15 protein-coding genes and 1 pseudogene are annotated in these 19,606 nt (G+C 49.2%); 11 read left to right on the top strand and 5 right to left on the bottom strand.

What is annotated here, in order from left to right; all coding sequences use genetic code 11:
* Window positions 1-357: 357 nt before the first annotated feature.
* Window positions 358-570: pseudogene (locus ACO6UX_RS16975) on the bottom strand (transposase); the annotation flags it as partial.
* Window positions 571-572: 2 nt separating this feature from the next.
* Between ACO6UX_RS16975 and ACO6UX_RS16980 the strand changes: the two are divergent.
* The 3 genes from ACO6UX_RS16980 (at window position 573) to ACO6UX_RS16990 (ending at window position 3,026) form a co-directional block, all read left to right on the top strand.
* The gene (locus tag ACO6UX_RS16980; protein ID WP_422449576.1) at window positions 573-1,508 is read left to right on the top strand and encodes an AarF/UbiB family protein; all 936 of its coding nucleotides are present in this window, start codon (window positions 573-575) and stop codon (window positions 1,506-1,508) included.
* 51 nt (window positions 1,509-1,559) lie between these two features.
* Window positions 1,560-2,252 carry a hypothetical protein gene (locus tag ACO6UX_RS16985; protein WP_422449577.1) on the top strand — a complete coding sequence of 231 codons (693 nt, stop codon included), beginning with the start codon at window positions 1,560-1,562 and terminating at the stop codon, window positions 2,250-2,252.
* A gap of 78 nt (window positions 2,253-2,330) precedes the next feature.
* On the top strand, window positions 2,331-3,026 hold the full coding sequence (locus tag ACO6UX_RS16990; protein WP_422449578.1) for a hypothetical protein: 696 nt from the start codon (window positions 2,331-2,333) through the stop codon (window positions 3,024-3,026).
* A 75-nt stretch (window positions 3,027-3,101) separates the two neighbouring features.
* Here the strand turns inward: ACO6UX_RS16990 and elbB are convergent, their stop codons facing one another.
* Window positions 3,102-3,770 carry an isoprenoid biosynthesis glyoxalase ElbB gene (gene elbB / locus ACO6UX_RS16995; RefSeq protein ID WP_422449579.1) on the bottom strand — a complete coding sequence of 223 codons (669 nt, stop codon included), beginning with the start codon at window positions 3,768-3,770 and terminating at the stop codon, window positions 3,102-3,104.
* 568 nt (window positions 3,771-4,338) lie between these two features.
* The gene (locus tag ACO6UX_RS17000) at window positions 4,339-6,654 is read right to left on the bottom strand and encodes a hypothetical protein (RefSeq protein ID WP_422449580.1); all 2,316 of its coding nucleotides are present in this window, start codon (window positions 6,652-6,654) and stop codon (window positions 4,339-4,341) included.
* Window positions 6,655-7,137: 483 nt separating this feature from the next.
* Here ACO6UX_RS17000 and pcnB point away from each other — a divergent pair, with 483 nt between their 5' ends.
* The 8 genes from pcnB (at window position 7,138) to ACO6UX_RS17040 (ending at window position 17,308) form a co-directional block, all read left to right on the top strand.
* Complete coding sequence (gene pcnB / locus ACO6UX_RS17005; protein WP_422449581.1) at window positions 7,138-8,592, top strand: polynucleotide adenylyltransferase PcnB; 1,455 nt, start codon at window positions 7,138-7,140, stop codon at window positions 8,590-8,592.
* On the top strand, window positions 8,592-9,092 hold the full coding sequence (gene folK, locus ACO6UX_RS17010) for a 2-amino-4-hydroxy-6-hydroxymethyldihydropteridine diphosphokinase (protein ID WP_101747773.1): 501 nt from the start codon (window positions 8,592-8,594) through the stop codon (window positions 9,090-9,092). The genes pcnB and folK overlap by 1 nt, the downstream gene beginning before the upstream one ends.
* Before the next feature lie 125 nt (window positions 9,093-9,217).
* Entirely contained in the window at window positions 9,218-10,012 is a 795-nt protein-coding gene (gene panB / locus ACO6UX_RS17015) for a 3-methyl-2-oxobutanoate hydroxymethyltransferase (RefSeq protein ID WP_422449582.1), read from the top strand.
* 16 nt (window positions 10,013-10,028) lie between these two features.
* The gene (panC, locus tag ACO6UX_RS17020) at window positions 10,029-10,880 is read left to right on the top strand and encodes a pantoate--beta-alanine ligase (protein ID WP_422449583.1); all 852 of its coding nucleotides are present in this window, start codon (window positions 10,029-10,031) and stop codon (window positions 10,878-10,880) included.
* A gap of 140 nt (window positions 10,881-11,020) precedes the next feature.
* Window positions 11,021-12,673: a glucose-6-phosphate isomerase gene (pgi, locus tag ACO6UX_RS17025; RefSeq protein ID WP_422449584.1), complete on the top strand. Its 1,653-nt coding sequence runs from the start codon at window positions 11,021-11,023 to the stop codon at window positions 12,671-12,673.
* A 246-nt stretch (window positions 12,674-12,919) separates the two neighbouring features.
* Window positions 12,920-13,924 (top strand): adenosine deaminase, encoded by a 1,005-nt coding sequence (gene add, locus ACO6UX_RS17030; RefSeq protein ID WP_422449585.1) that lies wholly within the window; start codon window positions 12,920-12,922, stop codon window positions 13,922-13,924.
* Between the two features lie 255 nt (window positions 13,925-14,179).
* Window positions 14,180-14,584, top strand: coding sequence for a helix-turn-helix domain-containing protein (locus tag ACO6UX_RS17035; protein ID WP_422449586.1), 405 nt, complete (start codon window positions 14,180-14,182; stop codon window positions 14,582-14,584).
* 399 nt (window positions 14,585-14,983) lie between these two features.
* The gene (locus ACO6UX_RS17040) at window positions 14,984-17,308 is read left to right on the top strand and encodes a hypothetical protein (protein ID WP_422449587.1); all 2,325 of its coding nucleotides are present in this window, start codon (window positions 14,984-14,986) and stop codon (window positions 17,306-17,308) included.
* Window positions 17,309-17,364: 56 nt separating this feature from the next.
* Here ACO6UX_RS17040 and yciH read toward each other — a convergent pair whose 3' ends face one another.
* Together yciH and ACO6UX_RS17050 are read right to left on the bottom strand one after the other, a co-directional pair.
* Window positions 17,365-17,700, bottom strand: a complete 336-nt coding sequence (yciH, locus tag ACO6UX_RS17045) for a stress response translation initiation inhibitor YciH (protein WP_269672497.1) — start codon at window positions 17,698-17,700, stop codon at window positions 17,365-17,367.
* A 107-nt stretch (window positions 17,701-17,807) separates the two neighbouring features.
* On the bottom strand, window positions 17,808-19,502 hold the full coding sequence (locus tag ACO6UX_RS17050; protein WP_422449588.1) for a hypothetical protein: 1,695 nt from the start codon (window positions 19,500-19,502) through the stop codon (window positions 17,808-17,810).
* Window positions 19,503-19,606: the final 104 nt, after the last annotated feature.

The following is a 19,606-nucleotide window of genomic DNA, read 5'->3' on the forward strand; positions in this document are numbered from 1 at the left end:
CTATTGACCTAGCCCGCATATTTCATAAACGCTGCTATAGCTCGAATGATTGATTTTTTTTGAACAAACATAGCCTGTCAGATCGTAGCAGCGTATTTCTCTGCGGTGATATTGTGTCCCGCCATGGCTTTTTGTCAAAAAACATACCGATTTGCCTGACACCAGGGGCACTGAACCCTCAACCTCTTTCAGTTGATTCAATAAAACGCCTGCCAACTTAAAAGTTGTGTCTCTTATCCCGGTTTGAGGACAGGCAAAGCAGCAAAAGCCTCTGTCACTCGTTGCAGCAACACTTTCATTGGGTTGCTGCTGGGCAGATGTAACTTAACACGGTCTTTATACTCCACAACCTTAACCCCTGCGGGACAAGCCCTTCCCGAGTCGTGTAAATGTGGGGGCTGATGCCAGATGGGTCTCGGCATTCAGAGGAATGCGACCGACAGCCAGCTTGAACATGGGGTCCTTACGCAAATGGTTGCTGTCATTGGCATCCTGATAACCGCAGGCCATTTGCAGCACTCTTTGCGTCAGAAGATCCTGCATGGAATGGTCAATACAGGATTGATGTCGTTTTGGCTAACAATCCTGAAATACCTGTTACCGTTCCGAGATCAATCCTGGATAAAGCCGGATGTAAAGCTTATTCAGTGGAACGCCATATTGAAACAGGAACGATACGCTCCTGCTTTGAAATTAAAAAAGGTGAAGAATCGCTGGTGGCCAAAGTGGTTCCGGACTGGAAAGCCAATGATTTGGCAGCAGGGTTAAAATCCATAAGAATGCTGCTATTTTTCATGCCAAAAGAAATTAGAATGGCCATCCGGGAAATGACTAATCCATTGATCCGGCAGTGCAATCTTAAAGAAGAGAAAAAGAACCAGGCTGCATTCAAAGAAGCACTGGAACAAACAGTAAGACTTGATACTCTCTTGCCACAGGCAACCAAATTAACCTTCAGGGTGCCAAAGATAACCGAAGCAGTTGACGCTGATAACCTGCTGATCATGGAACACCTTCAGGATGGGCATGCGTTGAATACATTGATCAACCCGGAAAACCAGCAGTTGCGGTCAGAAGTCTACCAAAGGTGTTTTGGTGTAAATCTGGTTGATGATGATCTTTTCAAGTCTGTACTGGATAAAGTTCATTTTCAGGTACAGGAAAAATGGTGTGAGCTTGCCTTAGGGCATGGCATTGTTCATGGAGACTGTCACCCTGACAATATCATGTTAAGTTTCAAACCCGATGGCCACATAGATGTCTGGTTTAACGACTTCGGCAATTGCATCACGCTCACAGAAGCGCAGCGGACTCAGTACCCTGACACTGCTCACCTGCTGAGTAACCTGGCTGATCCATTCACACCTGAAGCAATGGATCAAACCAGGTTAGACCGACTGGTAGACACTTTATCTTGGATTAACGGGATTGTTGGGTATCAGAAGGAGGCTGTTAGTCCCCATCTGGATTCTCAGACATTATCAATATGGAACATTTTTGCCGGTTAGTTGTCCAATCATAGTATATTCCTCTGAATGAAATATTAATGGTGATCTAGCATGAAAAGCTCAGCTCCGGTTGGTGAATTACCCCCTTTTCCGCCCTCTCCTTATTGCGTAGGGGACAGAAAGGATTCTGATAGCACGCAAGCTGTTAGTTTAGCTAAAATTATGATGCGATATTGCTCAAACTCCAAGGGCGAACTCAATAAAGACAAGTTATCCGGTCTTCTGGGCAAGACAGTCAAGTATATTGCTGAGAATGCCGGAGTGGAGCTGCCATCAATTGTCAGTGGTGGTGCGGAACAAAACTCAGCCAGCAATAACCTGACAAATCCTGACCGTTGGGAATGGAATAATTGGGAGAGTAGGTTATTCAGTACGGAAGGATATGGCTTGAATGTATTGTTGCATGTCCGTTATCGCAAACTCGTTTTTGACATACTTAGTACCTATATAGGGGCTGATGAAGATAAAATTCGTGCTCTTTTTCAGCACCCACTATTTGAAGAATCATTGCGGGCAGGGGATCTCAAAACAGATATAACATCTCTCGACTTCAGGGGCATTCTTCAGAAACACCAAGGTGCTTCAACTTCAAAAATATTAGGTGAACTGTTTACTATCTGCGCAGGTGGGCCCAAAACGTTTCTTCAGCTTAAGCCCACAGGGTTGATCAAATCAGCCATTGCATTGGGCTATCTGCCGGAAGAAGGCATTGAAAAGATTTTTAACTTGACAGCGGAGACGTAAATATATGATTAGCGGTCCGCTGAGAATATTCACAGCCTGAGCATATTCGTATGAATCAAATACCCGGGGACTTCTGATATGCATCCTTCAGCTGGAAAATCACCCTTTTTGCCATCCTCAGTTGATCGTGCAGAAAGTACACATAATCCTGATAGCCGTGCAGTTGTTGCAAAGGGTACAAATCCTGACAGCAGTGCAGCTGTTGTATTCGGACAAAGTATTATCCGGTATTGCAGTGACGGTAAGCTCAATCCCTATGGCGAGTTCAATCTTAATAAAGAACAATTATCCCTCCTTCTGGACAGGGTGATCAATTATATTAAGGATCAAACCGGAGTGTTGCCATCGGTTGTCAGTGGTACTGCGGCAAATAAACCAGCCAGCAATAACCCGACAGATCCTGACTGTTGGGACTTGAATCGGTGGGAGAGTGGCCTTGGCATTAAAGATATGCCTTGCAGACATCGCAGCGTTATATGTTTAATACTGGGTGCCAATATAGGCCGTGATGAAGGTAAAATTCTTGCTCTTTTCCAGCACCCAATATTTGAGGATTCATTACGGAATGCAAAGATCCCCATAAATACATTAGAATCTCTCCATGTCAGGAACTTTATTCAATTAAAGGACTGCCCCTCAATATTCGCTAAACTGCTCGATTTTTACGGGGAGCAAGGCGATATTAAGCCCGCAGGGATCATCAAATCAGCCATTGCATTGGGTTATCTGCCGAGAGAGCACATTGAACGGCTTGTTCAAGCTGCTCGCAGGTAAAAATATGAAAAGCGAACGCCAGAGAATATTCACATCTTGGTTAACTACTTATATTCCCGGGCTTGAAGCTGATCATCAACTGGTCATTGACAGCACTTTAGTGACCAGCTTGCCAATACCTGCGGCAGCCTCACTGATATTTTGTGCCAACATATAAGCTGGAGTGGTCACCAGTTTATGGGGCTCATCAATGACAATTTCATCAACTGCACAGGGCTGGTGAGTCACTCCGGTTTGCTCCATTGCCTCGGCAGTTGCTGCATCATTACCAATGGTTGCCCTAACGCCTTCGGCAAAAATACGACCAGCCATTGCCGGAGCAATGCAGATCAGGCCAATTGGCTTACCGGCTTCCGAGAACGCCTTAACGGCAACCATCATATCAACCTGCACTCGCAGCTCAGCGCCTTTAAACGCAAAATCCGACAGGTTTTTCGCTGCCCCAAAGCCACCCGGAACAATCAGGGCATCAAAGTCAGCGACTTTCAAAGCTGCCAGGGGTTCGATATTCCCCCGTGCTATTCTGGCGGCCTCCACCAGAACATTTCGCTGTTCCTGACTTTCTTCCCCGGTCAAATGGTTAATGACGTGGTGTTGATTAATATCAGGAGCAAAGCATTTATAGGCTGCTCCCTGCTGTTCAATGCTCAGTAGTGTTAATACTGATTCATGAATTTCAGCACCATCGTAGACACCACACCCGGAGAGAACGACGGCGACTTTCTTCTGATGATTTGAACTCATTAGCGTATTCTCCTATCAATACATTCATTTACAGATCGCACAGAAGATCTCCTGAGAAAAAGGACAACTTTCTATCAGAGCCTCATTGCAAGTCTCGACTGTTCTATTAAAGTAGTTCTTATCTCAGCTCAACAATAAATCATTTTGGAGTCAATAGATGGGGGTGTCCGGGAGGCTGTTCTAAAATAGACTACCCTGGGAGGCTGTCCGAGAATAGACTGCCCTACTGCGGTGGCAGCAAATTGGTCTAAAAATTCGGAAATTTTTAGCAAATAGAACCACTATTCACTAAAAATTTCCAACTTTTTATCCTCAATTTTCTGCCATCCTCGCTACGGGCGCTATTCTCGGACAGGCTCCCAGGCGGTAACTGCTCCTGCATTCACATGGTCGTGCAGAGAATTAAACAAAAAAATCCGTTTTGTGCGACAAATAGAACCTATATTCACCTCACAAAACGGAATATTTACCCTCAATTTTTTGTCCCCCCTTCCTCAGGAGACACCCGGATGGATGATTTTACCGGGCAACCTTCTGGAAGAGGGTCTTCAGGATGGGCACTATTTTTTCAGTTGCCCTCATCGACTTCCATTGGCTCTTCACCCGTCAGGTTGGCAGGGCTCAGTGCCTTTTCCATCAACATGATTGACCATGCCTGGCCAGTGGCTCCTCCACCATAAACGATTACCTTCTTCTCCTCCTCGGATTCATACGTGTTATACCATTCACTTAATCCATTGCGACGTTCACCTGCCTCGTGCAACTCCAACAACAGCTCTTTAACCTCTGGAGTACTCTCCATGTGATTGGTCAGAGCATCAATTATCCGGTATTCGATCTGCGGCCATACCAGAAAACCTTTGCTATCGATCAGCATGTCTTTTTCGTGGTTGTTAGCCATATTGATGGGAGAGAACACCTTCAGGCCAGCTTCCGTCAGTTGTGATCTGATCAGTTTTACCACCGCAGGGTGATCTTCCGGTTGAATCAGCCCGTTTTCAATAGCCAGTGCCAGCCCCTGCAGGTTGACTTCCTTACCCTCCAGAAAATCCTTGTTGGCATTAACCAGTGGGGAGATATATTCCATGGGTTTGTTCATGGACTCGCGGCCGGTGGGATTATCCGAATGGACAAAGTCCCTCGGGTCAAATTTGCCGTCCTTGTTATAGAGGAAGGTTTCTTTAATCAACTGTTTGAACTTCGCCAGTTCATCGCTGACGGCCTGCGGATTATCATCAAGCAAGGCGGAAATAAAGCCGGAAACGGGTGTTGTCCCGGGTGGGAAATGTTTACTCAGTTCGATCTTGAGCTGGGGGCCGATCTCTTCCAGATGATGGGCCAGTCCGGTGAAACCCTGATAGAGAAAACAGGCATTACTGCACAGCAGTTTCTGATACATCCAGGTGTCGAGCATATCACGGTTATCGCCACCCTGAGGCAAGCCATTGGCCGGGTCCAGTACTTTTTTATCAAGGTAAGCCATGGCATGGGCAAGGTTGGGAACCAGTTTCCGGACGTCGTCCTTTTGCTCCTGAGTGCCGGCAAGTTCCAGCAGTTTGGTCATGGAGCGAATAAAGTGAATTTCACTGTCGGTGGTGCCCGGCGTTAATGTGCCGAGGGTATCGGTCAGTAAGCCCCTTAAGGTATGGGTCGGATTGGGTACACCCGGGTCACCCGTATCTTTCGCCATTAGGTAGTTAGCATAAAGCTGGTTGAGTATGGTCTTCAGTTCTTCCGGTGCGATGGTTTTCAGGGACTCCGAATCCAGAGTGGGCAGGGTGATCCCGGGGAATTTTTCTTTCATATAGTCACGCAGATTGTAGTACCAGCCATTCCCGGTGTCTCCCCCCAGCACCCGCTGATAGACAAATTCGCTCAAATACGGGTCTGGAATCACTACCTGAGGAATCAGTCCACTGTCGAACTGCTTGCTGGCAATGGATGCCAGAGAGTCCGTCAGCTTTTTGTGGGCCTCAGGGCGGGTGACGTCTTGTTTGCTCAGGGTATCGATCATAATACCAAAATCACGCATCCATACTGTTTGCCCATAGCGATCCCCAAGGGATGCAGGCAACCCCCGGGTGATCAGGGATTGCTTCAGGGTCTGGACGAGTCGCAGTTTATCTTCACCGCTCTGCTTACTGATGAAATCGTTCACGGCGTTCTTGACTGCCTGAGACAGTCCCTGCTTACGGGTCAGGCGATCATCGGTATATGTCCGCCAGTAGTCCCTGACGCCTTGGTCTTTCAATTCCTCTATCACCCTCTGGCGCAGGCCTGCAACCTGTGGCTCCGGCACCGCGTCTTTTGCGTCACAACCATCTCTGTGACCAAATATCATCAAGTTGAAAGCTTCTTTCTGTTTTGCATTGAGGGTGTGATAATGGGATTTGAAATCGTAAACATCTGCATCCGGACCCAATTCTTTGCGGATCTCGTCCGTCATCATGCTAATGCGCTCTTGATTGACCCGAACAGGGACCTCTTCGGACTCTCCGTAGTAAGATTTGCCGTCGATTTCAATGCAAGCGCCGACAACGTCGACAAGTCCGTCAGGTTTGACCCGCAGGCCATTTTCAAAACTGATATAGACTCTGGGCAATACCGCCTCAATAGAAGCATCCTGAAACAGATTTCGCTCGGCCATCATTTCCTTGACCACATCAATTCTGCTGGTGGCACCAAATTTGATGTCGTCGCCTACCGGCTGGGTAGGCGTTAGCAGTTTTTCTATGGGAGGTTTGATGCGTACAGTTCTCTGATTCGAACCTAAGAATCTTGTCAGAACGTCATCACCGGTATCCACTTTCTCCCGGTTGTTCGTGGTGTGCACCAACAAGTATTGGGCTTTATCACCAAACAAGCCCGAAGCTTCGATACTCATAATTACTATCCTCTCGTTACGTTGTGAAAAGTTTTATGGACGTACCGACAACTCTGACAAGTAGAAAAGTGATTTGTTCCCAGTACCAGTGAAGAAATAGAAGTACGTAAATACCAGTTGTAATTAATTATTGGTACATCGTCTGGTAAAATTTCTGGCCGGAGATGTTCTGGTCAGCACTCCGGTGGCAACTGGTACTGAATTTTCAGTTCAGGATTTTTTCGGGTTGCCGACTGTGAAATTTCTGAATCACGGTAACTTTTTTATTGATAAAAACCGACAACAGTTGTCACTGGTGTCAAGACAAATGGAGTGAAAACAGCGGCGGTGCTATGATAAGCGCTGATCCTTACGGACCTACCCTTCAGGTCAAGTTGATCAGGCAGGTCAAAGCCACAAACAACCACGGTAAGCCACTTTATCCATGCAATTTTTTTCACAACTTAAACAAATCCTGCAAACCCTATGATGCCAGGTACCGGAATGTACAGTTTTATAACAGCAATGGCTGTCCTGGTGCTTGGAGGCACACTTATTTTCTGGCTCATGCGTAACAGAAATCGGTCAAAACGCCACCGGCCCACATTTGATGTAACGGGCGACCCGCAGAAAACCGTTATCCCCCGGGATAAACATCCGGTTTCCCGTCGCTACATCAATGACAATGCGCTCAAAGTTATTAACCGGTTAACCAGCCAGGGCTATGAAGCTTATCTGGTGGGGGGGTGTATCCGTGATCTCTATCTTGATCTTCACCCCAAGGACTTTGATGTCGCGACCAATGCCAGTCCTGAAGACGTCCGCAGGCTGTTTCGTAATTCCAGACTGATTGGCCGACGTTTCAAACTGGTTCATGTGCTCTTCGGTCGTGAAATGATTGAAGTAGCCACCTTCCGTGCCACCCATGAACAGCACCATGGTCAGGAAAAGTCCCGGCACTCGGAATCCGGAAGAATTCTCCGGGATAATGTTTATGGCACCATGGAAGACGATGCCATGCGCCGGGATTTTACCGTTAATGCCCTTTACTACGATGGGCGTGACTTCAGTGTGGTGGATTTCTGCAACGGGGTTGATGACATTCGCACCGGTACCCTGCGACTGATTGGCGACCCGGTTACCCGTTACCATGAAGACCCGGTTCGCATGCTCAGGGCCATTCGGTTTGCGGCTAAACTCAACTTCACGATGGCACCGGAAACCGAGCAACCCATTCGGGATCTTGGGCAGTTGTTGCACGATATTCCAGCTGCACGATTGTTTGATGAGGTTCTGAAGCTGCTGCAGTCCGGTCAGGGTGTACGTACGTTTGAATTACTGCAGGAATACCAGTTGTTTGATCCACTGTTTCCAGGAACAGCGCATTGCTTGCACGAACAGGACAGACTTGCCGGTCACCTGATTATTGAAGCATTGGACAGTACCGACAAGCGAGTCAGACAAAATCGTCCTGTGACACCAGCGTTCCTGTTCGCCGCACTTTTATGGGCACCTATGAGGCGAATGGCCAGAGAGCTTATGGACCAGGGTATTCCGCCTGTTCCGGCATTCCAGCAGGCTTCCATGACGGTGATCACGAACCAGTGTCATCACACCGCGATTCCCCGCCGGTTCTCCATGGTGGTTCGTGATATCTGGGATCTGCAGATTCGACTGGAACGCAGACAGCCCAAACTGATTGAAACCTTGCTGGAGCACCCCAAATTTCGTGCGGCCTATGACTTCCTGATACTCCGGGAGCAAGCCGGTGAAAACCTGTCGGCGTCCGGTCAATGGTGGACAGAAATACAGGAACTGGATGAACATGGCCGTCATGCCATGATCCGGTCGCTTACCAGCCATGGCGGGCAGAAAAAGCAGGGCAATAAACGCAGACGGCGCAGGCGCAAGCCTCGCAGTGGTGATGCCTCGTCAGCACATCAGTCCGGAGAGTCCTGATGGCAGAAACCGCTTATGTGGCACTGGGTAGTAACCTTGAGCAACCAGACCTTCAATTGCAGCGTGCCGTGGATGACATTGACAGTATGCCTCAAATAACGGTTGCTGCCTGTTCCAGGCTCTACCGAAGTGACCCGGTTGGCCCCCCCGGCCAGCCCGATTACTGCAATGCGGTGGTGGCTGTGAATACCACATTGGCACCGCTCAGGCTGCTGGATGCCCTGCAGTCGATAGAAAACGCCCATGGTCGTGTGCGCTCGGTACGCTGGGGACCGAGGACTCTGGATCTGGATATCATTCTGTTTGGCAACCGGTGCATTGAGTCAGAACGACTGACCGTTCCTCACTATCAGATGCAGGTTCGCAATTTTGTGCTGTGCCCTCTGCTGGATGTTGCACCGGATCTTGAACTTCCGGATGGTACTCTATTGCAGGCAATGGTGGATGAACTAGGGTACCAGGGGCTGAATGTTATTGCTGACCGTTATCCATGGTTTTAACAGTCTGACTTTGCAAACCCGCACTCTGGAAACAGGGCGGCCTGACCGTTGCGCCAAGCCCTTAACTGACAAGCATTCACACTTCTCGTATAATCCGCGACAGCAATTAATCAAGGTCTTTACCCATGGCTAAAGTCACCCTAAGTATCCTGTCCGAGATGAAAAAAACGGGTGAGAAATTCACCTGCCTGACGGCCTACGATTCCACCCAGGCTCACCTGGCCAGCAGTCAGGGCGTGGCAGTGATACTGGTTGGTGACTCCCTTGGCAATGTCTGTCAGGGACAAACCAGCACGGTTCCTGTTACTGTGGACGACATGTGTTATCACACCCGCTGTGTCAGTAGCAAAGCGGGCGACTCCCTGTTAATGGCCGATCTGCCGTTCGCTTCCTACACCAATGAGCAACAGGCGCTGGCCAACGCAACCCGCCTTATGCAGGCGGGTGCTGAAATGGTCAAGCTGGAAGGTGAGGCCTGGCTGGCACCCATTGTTACCCGCCTGCGTGAGCAGGGTATCCCTTCCTGCGTCCACCTTGGTCTGACACCACAGTCAGTGCATGTTCTGGGTGGCTACAAAGTTCAGGGTCGCGATGAAGCCCGCGCCAATGCCATGATTGCAGCCGCCATCGGGTTGGAAAAGGCCGGTGCCGCCATTCTGGTGCTGGAGTGCGTACCTTCGGTGCTGGCCCGGGAAATCACCCGTGCCGTTCAGATTCCGGTGATTGGTATTGGTGCCGGTGCTGACACGGACGGCCAGGTGCTGGTGATATACGACATGCTGAATATGACCGCCGGACGCAAACCCAAATTCGTGAAAAACTTTATGGCTGAAGGTGGTTCTGCCCAGGATGCTGTCGCTGCCTACGTTAAAGACGTCAAGAACGGCACATTCCCGGGTCCGGAACACGGATTCGACTAAACGGAAAGTATCCATCATGCAAACTGTACACTCTATTGCTGAAGTTCAGGGTATCGTTGGCACCCGTAAATCGGCCGGGCTGCGCATTGGCTTTGTACCGACCATGGGTAACCTGCACGGTGGGCACCTGACCCTGGTGGAAAAAGCCAAAGAAAGCTGCGACTTTGTGGTGGTGAGTATCTATGTAAACCCCTTGCAGTTTGGCCCCAACGAGGACTATGACTCCTATCCACGAACCATGGAGCAGGACCAGCAGCTGCTGATGGATCACGGTGTTGATTTGCTCTATGCCGCCAGCACCCATGAAATCTATCCGGAAGGCAGCGAAAACCATACCCATGTGAGTGTCGATGTGCTGGATGGTATGCACTGCGGGAATACCCGGCCCGGTTTCTTCCGGGGCATTGCCACGGTGGTCACCAAGCTGTTCAACATTGTGCGCCCGGATATCGCGGTATTTGGCGAGAAAGATTTCCAGCAGCTGACCATCATTCGCAAAATGGTGCAAGATATGGTGATGCCGGTTGAGATTCTCGGTGCCTCAATCGCCCGTGAGCCAACCGGCCTGGCCATGAGTTCACGCAATGGCTATCTGACCCCACAAGAGCGCGGAGAGATAGCACCCGCTCTTTATCGCTGCCTGACGCAAGCCAGAGACGCGATTCAGGCGGGCGAAACCGACTTTGACCTGCTGCGCAGAAATGCGTTTGCCCACATGGCCCAGGCCGGGTTCAAGCCGGATTACTTTAATATCTGCAATCCACAAACCCTGCTGCCCGCAACGCATAATGAGCAGTCACTGGTCATTCTTGCTGCTGGCTATTTAGGCAAAGCCCGATTGATTGATAATATTCACTTTACCCGGTAATGCTGTCGCCCACTGGATTCAGACGTCTGAATCCAGTGCTAATGGTTTTCCCGCTATCAATAAGTAAGGTATATTCCCCACCTCACTTATCCAATCTATCTGCCACCCTTATTTCCATCCTTATCTAATGAGGCAAGACAGTGATTAACTCAACTGCTCTGGATCATCTGCCCGCATCCAAAGACCTGACGGCTCTGCAACAACATCTGGCCAATACCCATCTGCGCAGCCTGTTTGCTGAAGATCCAAACCGGTTTGACCGCTACAGCCTTGAAGCTGCTGGCCTGTTTCTTGATTACTCAAAGCACCTGATTAACGACGATGTAATGACATCCCTGGTAACGCTGGCGGAGCAGGCCAATCTGGCACAAGCCCGTGACGCCATGTTTGCCGGTGACAAGATCAACTACACGGAAAAGCGTGCGGTACTCCATACGGCACTGAGAAGCTTTGGTGATGCTCCGGTGATGGTGGGTGGTGAAGACATCATGCCCGGGATCTGCGAAACCCGTGCCCGTATGAAGGCCATGACTGAACAGGTTCACTCCGGACAGTGGCTTGGCCATACCGGCAAGCCCATCAAACATATCGTGAATATTGGTATCGGTGGTTCTTACCTGGGGCTCAAAACTGCTATTAATGCTATGACCCCTTACCACGTTAAGGGTTTTGAACATCACTTTGTGGCGAATATTGACCCTAACGAGTTGTCTGAAGTTCTGGGTAAAATTGATCCGGAAACCACGCTGTTTATCGTTGCCTCCAAGTCCTTTGGTACCCTGGAAACCCTGCAAAATGCCCAGGCAGCCAGAGCCTGGATGATTGCCCAGGGCTGTGCCGAGCAGGATATCCGTAAACACTTTATGGCCATCTCCACCAACCTCAAGGCCATTGACCAGTTTGGTATCGCCCAGGAAAACACCCTGCCGCTGTGGGACTGGGTTGGCGGTCGCTACTCCCTCTGGTCCAGTATCGGCCTGTTGATTTCCATGGTGGTCGGCTACGACAACTTCGAGCGTCTGCTAAAAGGCGCTGAAGCCATGGACCAGCACTTCTGCACAGCTCCTCTGGCAGAAAACATGCCGGTGATTGCCGGTCTGCTGGGCGTCTGGTATCAGAACTTTATGGGTGCTGAATCCCATGCTGTTATCTCCTATGACTACTTCCTGCGTGATCTGCCGGGCCACCTGCAGCAGGTGGATATGGAAAGTAACGGCAAGCGTACCCGTGAAGACGGCAGCACAGTTGCCTACCACACCGGATCAGTCATCTGGGGCGGAACCGGTACTAATGACCAACACGCCTACCACCAGCTGCTGCACCAGGGCACACGGTTAATTCCCGTGGACTTTATCGCTCCGGCCACCACTCATAACCCGATTGGCGAACAACATCCCTGGCTGTTTACCAATGCGCTGGCCCAGAGTCAGGCCATGATGCAGGGCAAAACACTGGAAGAAGTGCGGGATGAACTCACCGCTTCTGGTATGGATGCTGACCAGGTGGAACGTCTGGCTGCTCACAAGGTGATTCCGGGCAATCGTCCGAACAGTATGATTGTTCCTGAAAAGATCACACCGGAAACCACCGGTGCATTGATTGCCATGTATGAGCATAAAGTCTTTGTCCAGGGCACTATCTGGCAAATTAACCCCTTCGACCAATGGGGCGTTGAGCTGGGTAAAGTACTGGGTGATCGTCTGATTGAGAAAATTCGCGCCAAAGAGGAAACCACCGACCAGGACAGCTCAACCAATGGTTTGATCAGGCGTTTTAAGCAGTTTAATCGCTAACATCTGGTCGACTGTCCGGAATATTATGATTCCGGACATTGGTCTTATGGACTCGTTCCCGCGATCAGCTGTTGCCAAAAGCCCATAAAAGGGTCTTACCGCGTGGGTTCCTGAAGGAGCCGACATTCGAAACCGCCATGCACCCTGCTTTCTCCAATCCAAGGCCCTCGGGAACGCCTCCTTATCTGAAAAATCAGGTATCATAGAATCCCTTCACCTTTTGATCATAGAAATAAGTACAACGCCATGATTACACCAGCAATCCCCCTGACCGATATCCACCGCCATCTGGATGGCAATATCCGACCGGCAACCATTCTGGATCTGGGCAGGAAGAATAATCTTCAGCTTCCGGCAGACAACCTGAAAGACCTGATTCCCCACGTCCGGGTCATCAGCCAGGAACCGGACCTGGTCAGTTTTTTAAGCAAGCTGGACTGGGGCGTTAAGGTCCTTGCAGACTACGATGATTGCCGCCGGATAGCGTATGAAAATGTCGAAGATGCCATGAACGCCCGCATTGATTATACCGAGCTGCGCTTCAGTCCGGGGTACATGGCGATGACCCACGGCCTTGACCCCGAAGGTGTTGTTGAAGCGGTGATTGACGGCGTGACTGCCGGTAGCCGTGACTTCGGTGTGGCAACCAACCTGATCGGTATTTTGAGCCGTACCTTTGGCCAGGAAGCCTGCCAGAAAGAGCTGGATGCCTGCCTTGCAAGCAAAGACAAGCTGGTTGCGATTGATCTTGCCGGTGATGAGCTGGGTAAACCCGGAGCGCTGTTTGTTGACCATTTCCGCCAGGTTCGCGATGCTGGCCTGCACATCACCATTCATGCCGGAGAAGCCGCTGGCCCGGAAAGCATGTGGCAGGCCATCAGGGAATTGGGTGCTACCCGCATAGGTCATGGGGTAAAAGCCATCTATGATCCTGAGCTGATGGATTATCTGGCAGAACATAAGATCGGTATTGAGTCCTGTCTGACCTCCAATATCCAGACCAATACCTTCCCCGATATTCAGAGCCATCCACTCAAGCAGTTTCTCGATCATGGCATTTTGGCCACTATCAACACGGACGATCCGGCGGTGGAGGGCATTGAACTGCCCCATGAATATGAGGTGGCGGCACCTGCTGCCGGGCTGACCCGGGATGATATCCGCCAGGCACAGGAAAACGGTTTAAGTATTGCTTTTTTGTCTGAAGAGGAAAAAGTTGCTTTGCAAGCCAAAGCAAAGAACCGTACCTGAAAGCTGTGTTATGTTCACCCACGTAGGCCGCATTGTGCAACTTGTTCTTTGATACTGTTCTTTATCTTGTTTGTATCGAGATTTCGATATTGAAATGAGTCTGTTTTGATAGGGTATATCGAAACATTCTTGCATTATCCCGATGGCTGTCTATGTTTCTGACACGCAAGAAAAAACCCGACTCAAACGGAGCAGCAACTCCTCGTCGGGTTTTCCTGTATAGCAATGAGCTACTGCTCAGGAGGCAGTATAGCAATGATTTCGTTTGCGTACACAATCGGGGTAATGAAAATGGTTCGTGTGCAAATAAATACCAAAGGACTCGGCAACCTCAATTCGACACAGAAATTTTTGCTGGTTGTACTGGCGACTTTTGCAAATTCAGACGGTGAATGTTGGCCAAGTCAGGGGGTGCTGTCAGAAATAGTTGGGGCCAGTCAGCCTACAGTCAGTGCGGGTTTAAAGAAATTGGAACAGGAACGGCTGATCGAAAGCTGTCACCGTAAAACCAAAAACGGGGGTAACGCCAGTAAAATTTACCGGATGCTGTTTGAGCCGTTTGTGTTCAAGCGTATCAGGGAAGAACAATACAATTGCTTCGGCCAGCGGATCGACGATCCTCGCATGACCGACACTTCATGGGCGGATGGTTTCGAGTAAGTGAGCATAACAACCGCATCCACAGGACTACGCCCGTGATGCAAGAGGATATACCCTGGTTCCCACGGTTCCCCGTGGGAATGCAGCCCCAACTCGCCGTCAAGGCAAACTCCCCGTTTAAACCCCACGACTCCGTGCAGAAACAGGTTGCGCTGCATCCAGCAGGCTCCTGCTACCTCTTTAAGCAGGCATCCAGTCTGACACAGGATGTCCCTTTCCGACGAGCCGTTATCCAGCATCCAGCTACGCTGCCGAGTAATTATCAGTAATTAGCCATGAGTGGCTCCGGGTAAGCAGCGTACCACTGCAAACAGAATAAAGATGATAACAAAGGCCAGAAAACGGCATTTTCTGGCACACAGAGGTTAAACGCCTGAAGGCAAGGAAAGGACAACGGTCATGGATTCTGAGCAAATACAAAAAGATTCAAGTAGTGAAGCGCTTGTCACTATTAATGGCCCATTCCATGCTGAGGCTAAGGCTCCGTCTGAGCAGATGACCGATCACCGCAAGCTTAAAGGACAGGTTGTGGCAGAACCTGCTGATAACGGCGGGCTGCAAGAGTATCCCGCTGAGCCGTGGGAACAGGATTCCAGAACCATAGAGCAGAGGCTTTTGTCTGACATCAGTGCACTGTCTGCGGCTGCAATCAGTGACAAGAGTGAACTCAGGAAAAAACTGTCAGAACTCTACAAAAAGGCTCATGAGCTGATGACCTGCTACAACCAGAGAATCCAGAGCCTGTTGATGGATGATCGTTTTTTATACCGGCACTCCTCTGAAATCTCAGCGTTCATGATCCGGGGATTAATGCCGCCACTGGAAAAGATAAAAAATCTGGAAAAAGCGCTCGCATCAACACGGAAAAAATCAGAAGAAGAACCCATCGAGCAACTACAGCAGTCGGCGGTGGATGAACTGGCAAACGTTGAGAATGTATTTAAAGAGGCCAAAAGTCGGCTAACCAGATATACCAAACCCTTAAAGCCGGCACAGATACTTCAGAAACAGTTAAGTCAACGCCTGGAACGGGAAGCGTCGGAGCTAAAGCAGCAAGTGCAGAACCCCGGTGTTACAGCCTCTTTGCATAATATGGCCAGCACCTCTGCTAAACCGATATCCACCATTAAGGTTGAACCTGCCCATGCTGCACCCTTGCCACACTCTCAGAGCCAGAAGCCGACATACTCAGCGGAAGATTTAGTATCACAGCCGCTAAAAGCACTGGCAATAACACTCGAGACTGACAGCCCTGAAACCGGGAAAAGAGCCAGCCAGTCTGTTATCCGTTACGTGGCGTCGGAATATCAGCGCTATGCTCCTCTCAGCCCTTTCCTGTCAGCGGCCGGACAGAAGAGTGAACGGTTGTCAATGAACCCTGATAAGGCCTGTAAAGCATGCCAGGATGCCCTTGCGCTGCTGGACAGTGTTTCATCCACTAACGAGCCGGAGCTTTCCCTGGAGGCGTTGACTCAAATCGACAAGGCCATTGGCAAACTGGCTTCTTTCGATAAAAAGTTGCCTGGTGAAGTCTGGCAGCTATTAACAGAGCTGACACCTGACCGGGGCAACAGTCGATACCATTTGTTAAACCTGTTGTGTCGTAAGCTGCTTTTGGATGGCCCCACACCGTTAACACAAAAAACGGTACTGAATAAATTTAAAGACGTTGGACAGCTGCTATGCCAGTCTGGAGAAAATGCTGAAGATCAGGCGTTTGATCAGCAGTTTATCAATGTCTATGGTCCGATATTTACCTCGCCAACCCACCTGAAAAAAACACTCAATGTGGTGAATAAACCCCATGAGACTCAGGCACTGTTGCAGATGTTTGCCCGCCAGAAAGCCGATGAACAGGCTCGCCAGGCAGAGATGATTGAGGCGTTCAAAGTGATTGGCGATGAACAGAAGCTGGCGTGCCTGATGTCGGGAGCGGCTGCTTTTGACTGTCTGATAACCACAATACCGGAACAGCTGACGTCGGAAATCAATGGTTATCGCCCGGCTGAAACCAGCCAGACGCATAAGCAGTTAAACGACGCCGTACTTACAAAGTATTCGGATTATTACAAGACCACAGGGTTAATCCGGAAGCAGGCAGAAAACAACAACAGCGAGTACGAAAACAGCCAGTCTGAACACTCGACGATTCTCTCCCAGCTCAGCAGACAACTGACGGAAACACTGGCTTGCAAAGATAACCGGCAGGAAGCGCTACTGAACAACATAGATACCGAACTACAGAAAATCACCGATCATTCGCTGGTAAACGCACAGGCAAAGCAAGCTATTGCCGGGTGCCGGACACACATTCAGGAAGTAATTACGGAGAAGTCTCTTACCAACGACCAGGCCAGTAAGATCATCGCACTGTTTCTTGAAGTCCGGACCTGTATAGAGCAGCCCGATGCAGCTCAGACCGGGATCAGTAACGCTGATATTCCGCAAGCGCTTGTGCAGGCGATGGCATCGCTGGAAAGCGGCACCTCGGCAAAATGGTACAACCAGCTGTTCACCGGTCAACTGCAGGAACAAAGAACGAAAACGCTGGGAATTGTGCGTAACATTCTGGATGCCTGTCAGCAAACACGTGCAGCAACCATGTCAGTGGCCAGTTTTATTGAGATATCCGCCCTGGAGATGACCAGGGATAATGACGATCCACTGATCAAGCAACTGGGCACAGAGCTGCAGGCTTATGCTGACCGGCTGAAAACCGTTTGATTCCGTTCAGCCTTTACCACCACCGGCTGGCTTATTCTGTAGCCGACCGGTGTCTGTTACCCGCCGGATCTCTTGGCATCAAAACCCGCTTTTTTCAAATGTTCAACCATGATATCAACATGGTCTCCCTGAAGTTCAATATTACCCTCTTTAACCGCACCCCCGCCGCCACAGCGTTTCTTTAACTGCTTGGCAAACGCTTTCAGTTCATTACCTGACAGTGGCAGCCCGCTGATGACGGTGACCAGTTTACCGCCTCGCCCTTTTTTCTCCGGGCGGACCCGCACGTTGCCATCGCCCACCACTTCCGGTTGGGCGGCTTCTTCCTTGATTCGACCAACATCGGTGGAATAGACCAGTTTACTGTCCGAGCTACGTTGATAGTTGCTCATTGCTAACCTCTGGGTTCAGAAAATGATCTTTTTAACAAAAAAACAGTATCAGGTCTTGAAGAAAAAGCTGCCCCACAATTCTCCTCATTGTGCAGAGTGACCGATAATCAGGATGGTAAATGACAGTGAAGTACGTGGTCAGTGTCAGTCAACCAGCCGGTTACGCAGCAGTTTGGTATTCGAAAAGTATTCCTTGTTTGCCATAAATAAGACGTTTCATCATTAGCCAGGGATGCAGAGGTTAGCCGACAGGGTACAAACTCACCTAACAGGGGGCTTTGCAAAGTTTGAGCAGGGTTGTCTGAAACAGAAGGATCCTGGCTATTGCAAGTTTCCAGGTAGGTGGTTAACAGCTCTTCGACTTTATCATGAACCGGGTTTATGGCTGCCAGAAGTTCAGAACGGGAAATCATTATATCAACAATTAATTTATTGTCGTCTGACCTGTTCCAGAAATAGTGCTGAAAATCGGCAAAAAAATCATCAAAGTCTGCTGTCTTGACGGAACTGTCAAAAAAATTATCCAGAAAAAATTGCCCGGAATAACTTTCGCTTAATTTAACCAGCTCTTGCTCAACCCTATCAAGCTCAGGCATATCTTCGGCTCCAGCCATACGCTTTCGGTCTTTCAGTCGTTTCATTATTGTTGAAAAAGCGTTTGCCTTCTCGTAATTAGTGATTACATCAATAAATTCACTTATTTCTTTTTTAATGACATCCGCTTTTAATGCCTCAGTAATTACCTTTATTTTTTTTCTGATCTCATCTTTGTCATCTTTATTTTCTACCTGCAATTGAAACTGGTTTAAAAGCGTTATGAATCGGTCTGTTTCCAGCTGAAGCTTCACCAATAAGGCATTGAAGTGTTCAAGATATATCACCTGTTGAACCTGTTGGGCGAAGTCCAAAATACCAATATCATTTTTCTCAACCCTGTGTCTGATCCCTTTCTTCAGTGTGTCGATTATGATCAAAAACACTTCGCGTTGTGCGGCCTGGCTGTCCATTACAGGGAGTTCATGATTTTTGTCAGTCACCAGCACTGCTTGTGTGCAACCGGGGTCTAGATGCGGGACAAAACCACCCCCTATGACCATTTGGAATGTTGCTCCGGTGACATCTTCACCAGACTCAGTGGTCAACACTGGATATTGGTATTTTTTTCTCTCTATGCAGGGCGGACAATTATACAACTCTTGATGCCTGACCTTTGGTGTAGACCAGCAGTCATGCCATCGTTTAATTGACATATAGTGGTGCTCATAGTCACTCGCGAGATATCCAGACAAACCATAGTGACAGTTTACGACTCCTTCGACTCCTTCGACTCCTTCTTTGTGCAACCCGATGCCCGCTTCAGCCATGTTTGCCGGAGACAAATGCCCTTTAAATGTACTGTCCCTTAACTGACCGTTGTCTGTGTAGTAGCTTTTTTCAAGCATGGATTTTACGGCATGAAAATCTTCACGTTGAACTGGAGTCAAGGCGTATATCCTTTTCTCTTGTAATTTTTTGACAATCCAATGAAAGTCAGGGGTTCGCCACTCATCGTTAACCACTATATAGCGGCTGGAAAAATCCATTTCTACCAGGCAACTGCTTGACCTGCACGAGTCAGCCAGGATGGGATGCTGGCAGGATACAGCCTGTACAACCCGTTGAGTTTTGGCAAAGTAGGCTCTACGGCCATAGCCCGTAGAATATATGTCCAGCTTGATGACATTACCAAACCCTTCGTAAGGTTTGTCTACCTGATACCGATTCCCCCGGGGATGATATTTGCCGTTAATTGTAAGATTCATCTATTTTCCATGACCCCGTCCTGGCAGCGACTTGAAATGACCTGTTTTCACTGGTTTGAGATGATATGCAAACAGTGAAGAATCTGACCATTTAAGCCCGTGAC

It is taken from the genome of Endozoicomonas sp. ALB091 (genome assembly GCF_049310265.1).
In the GTDB taxonomy this organism is placed as follows: Bacteria; Pseudomonadota; Gammaproteobacteria; order Pseudomonadales; family Endozoicomonadaceae; genus Endozoicomonas.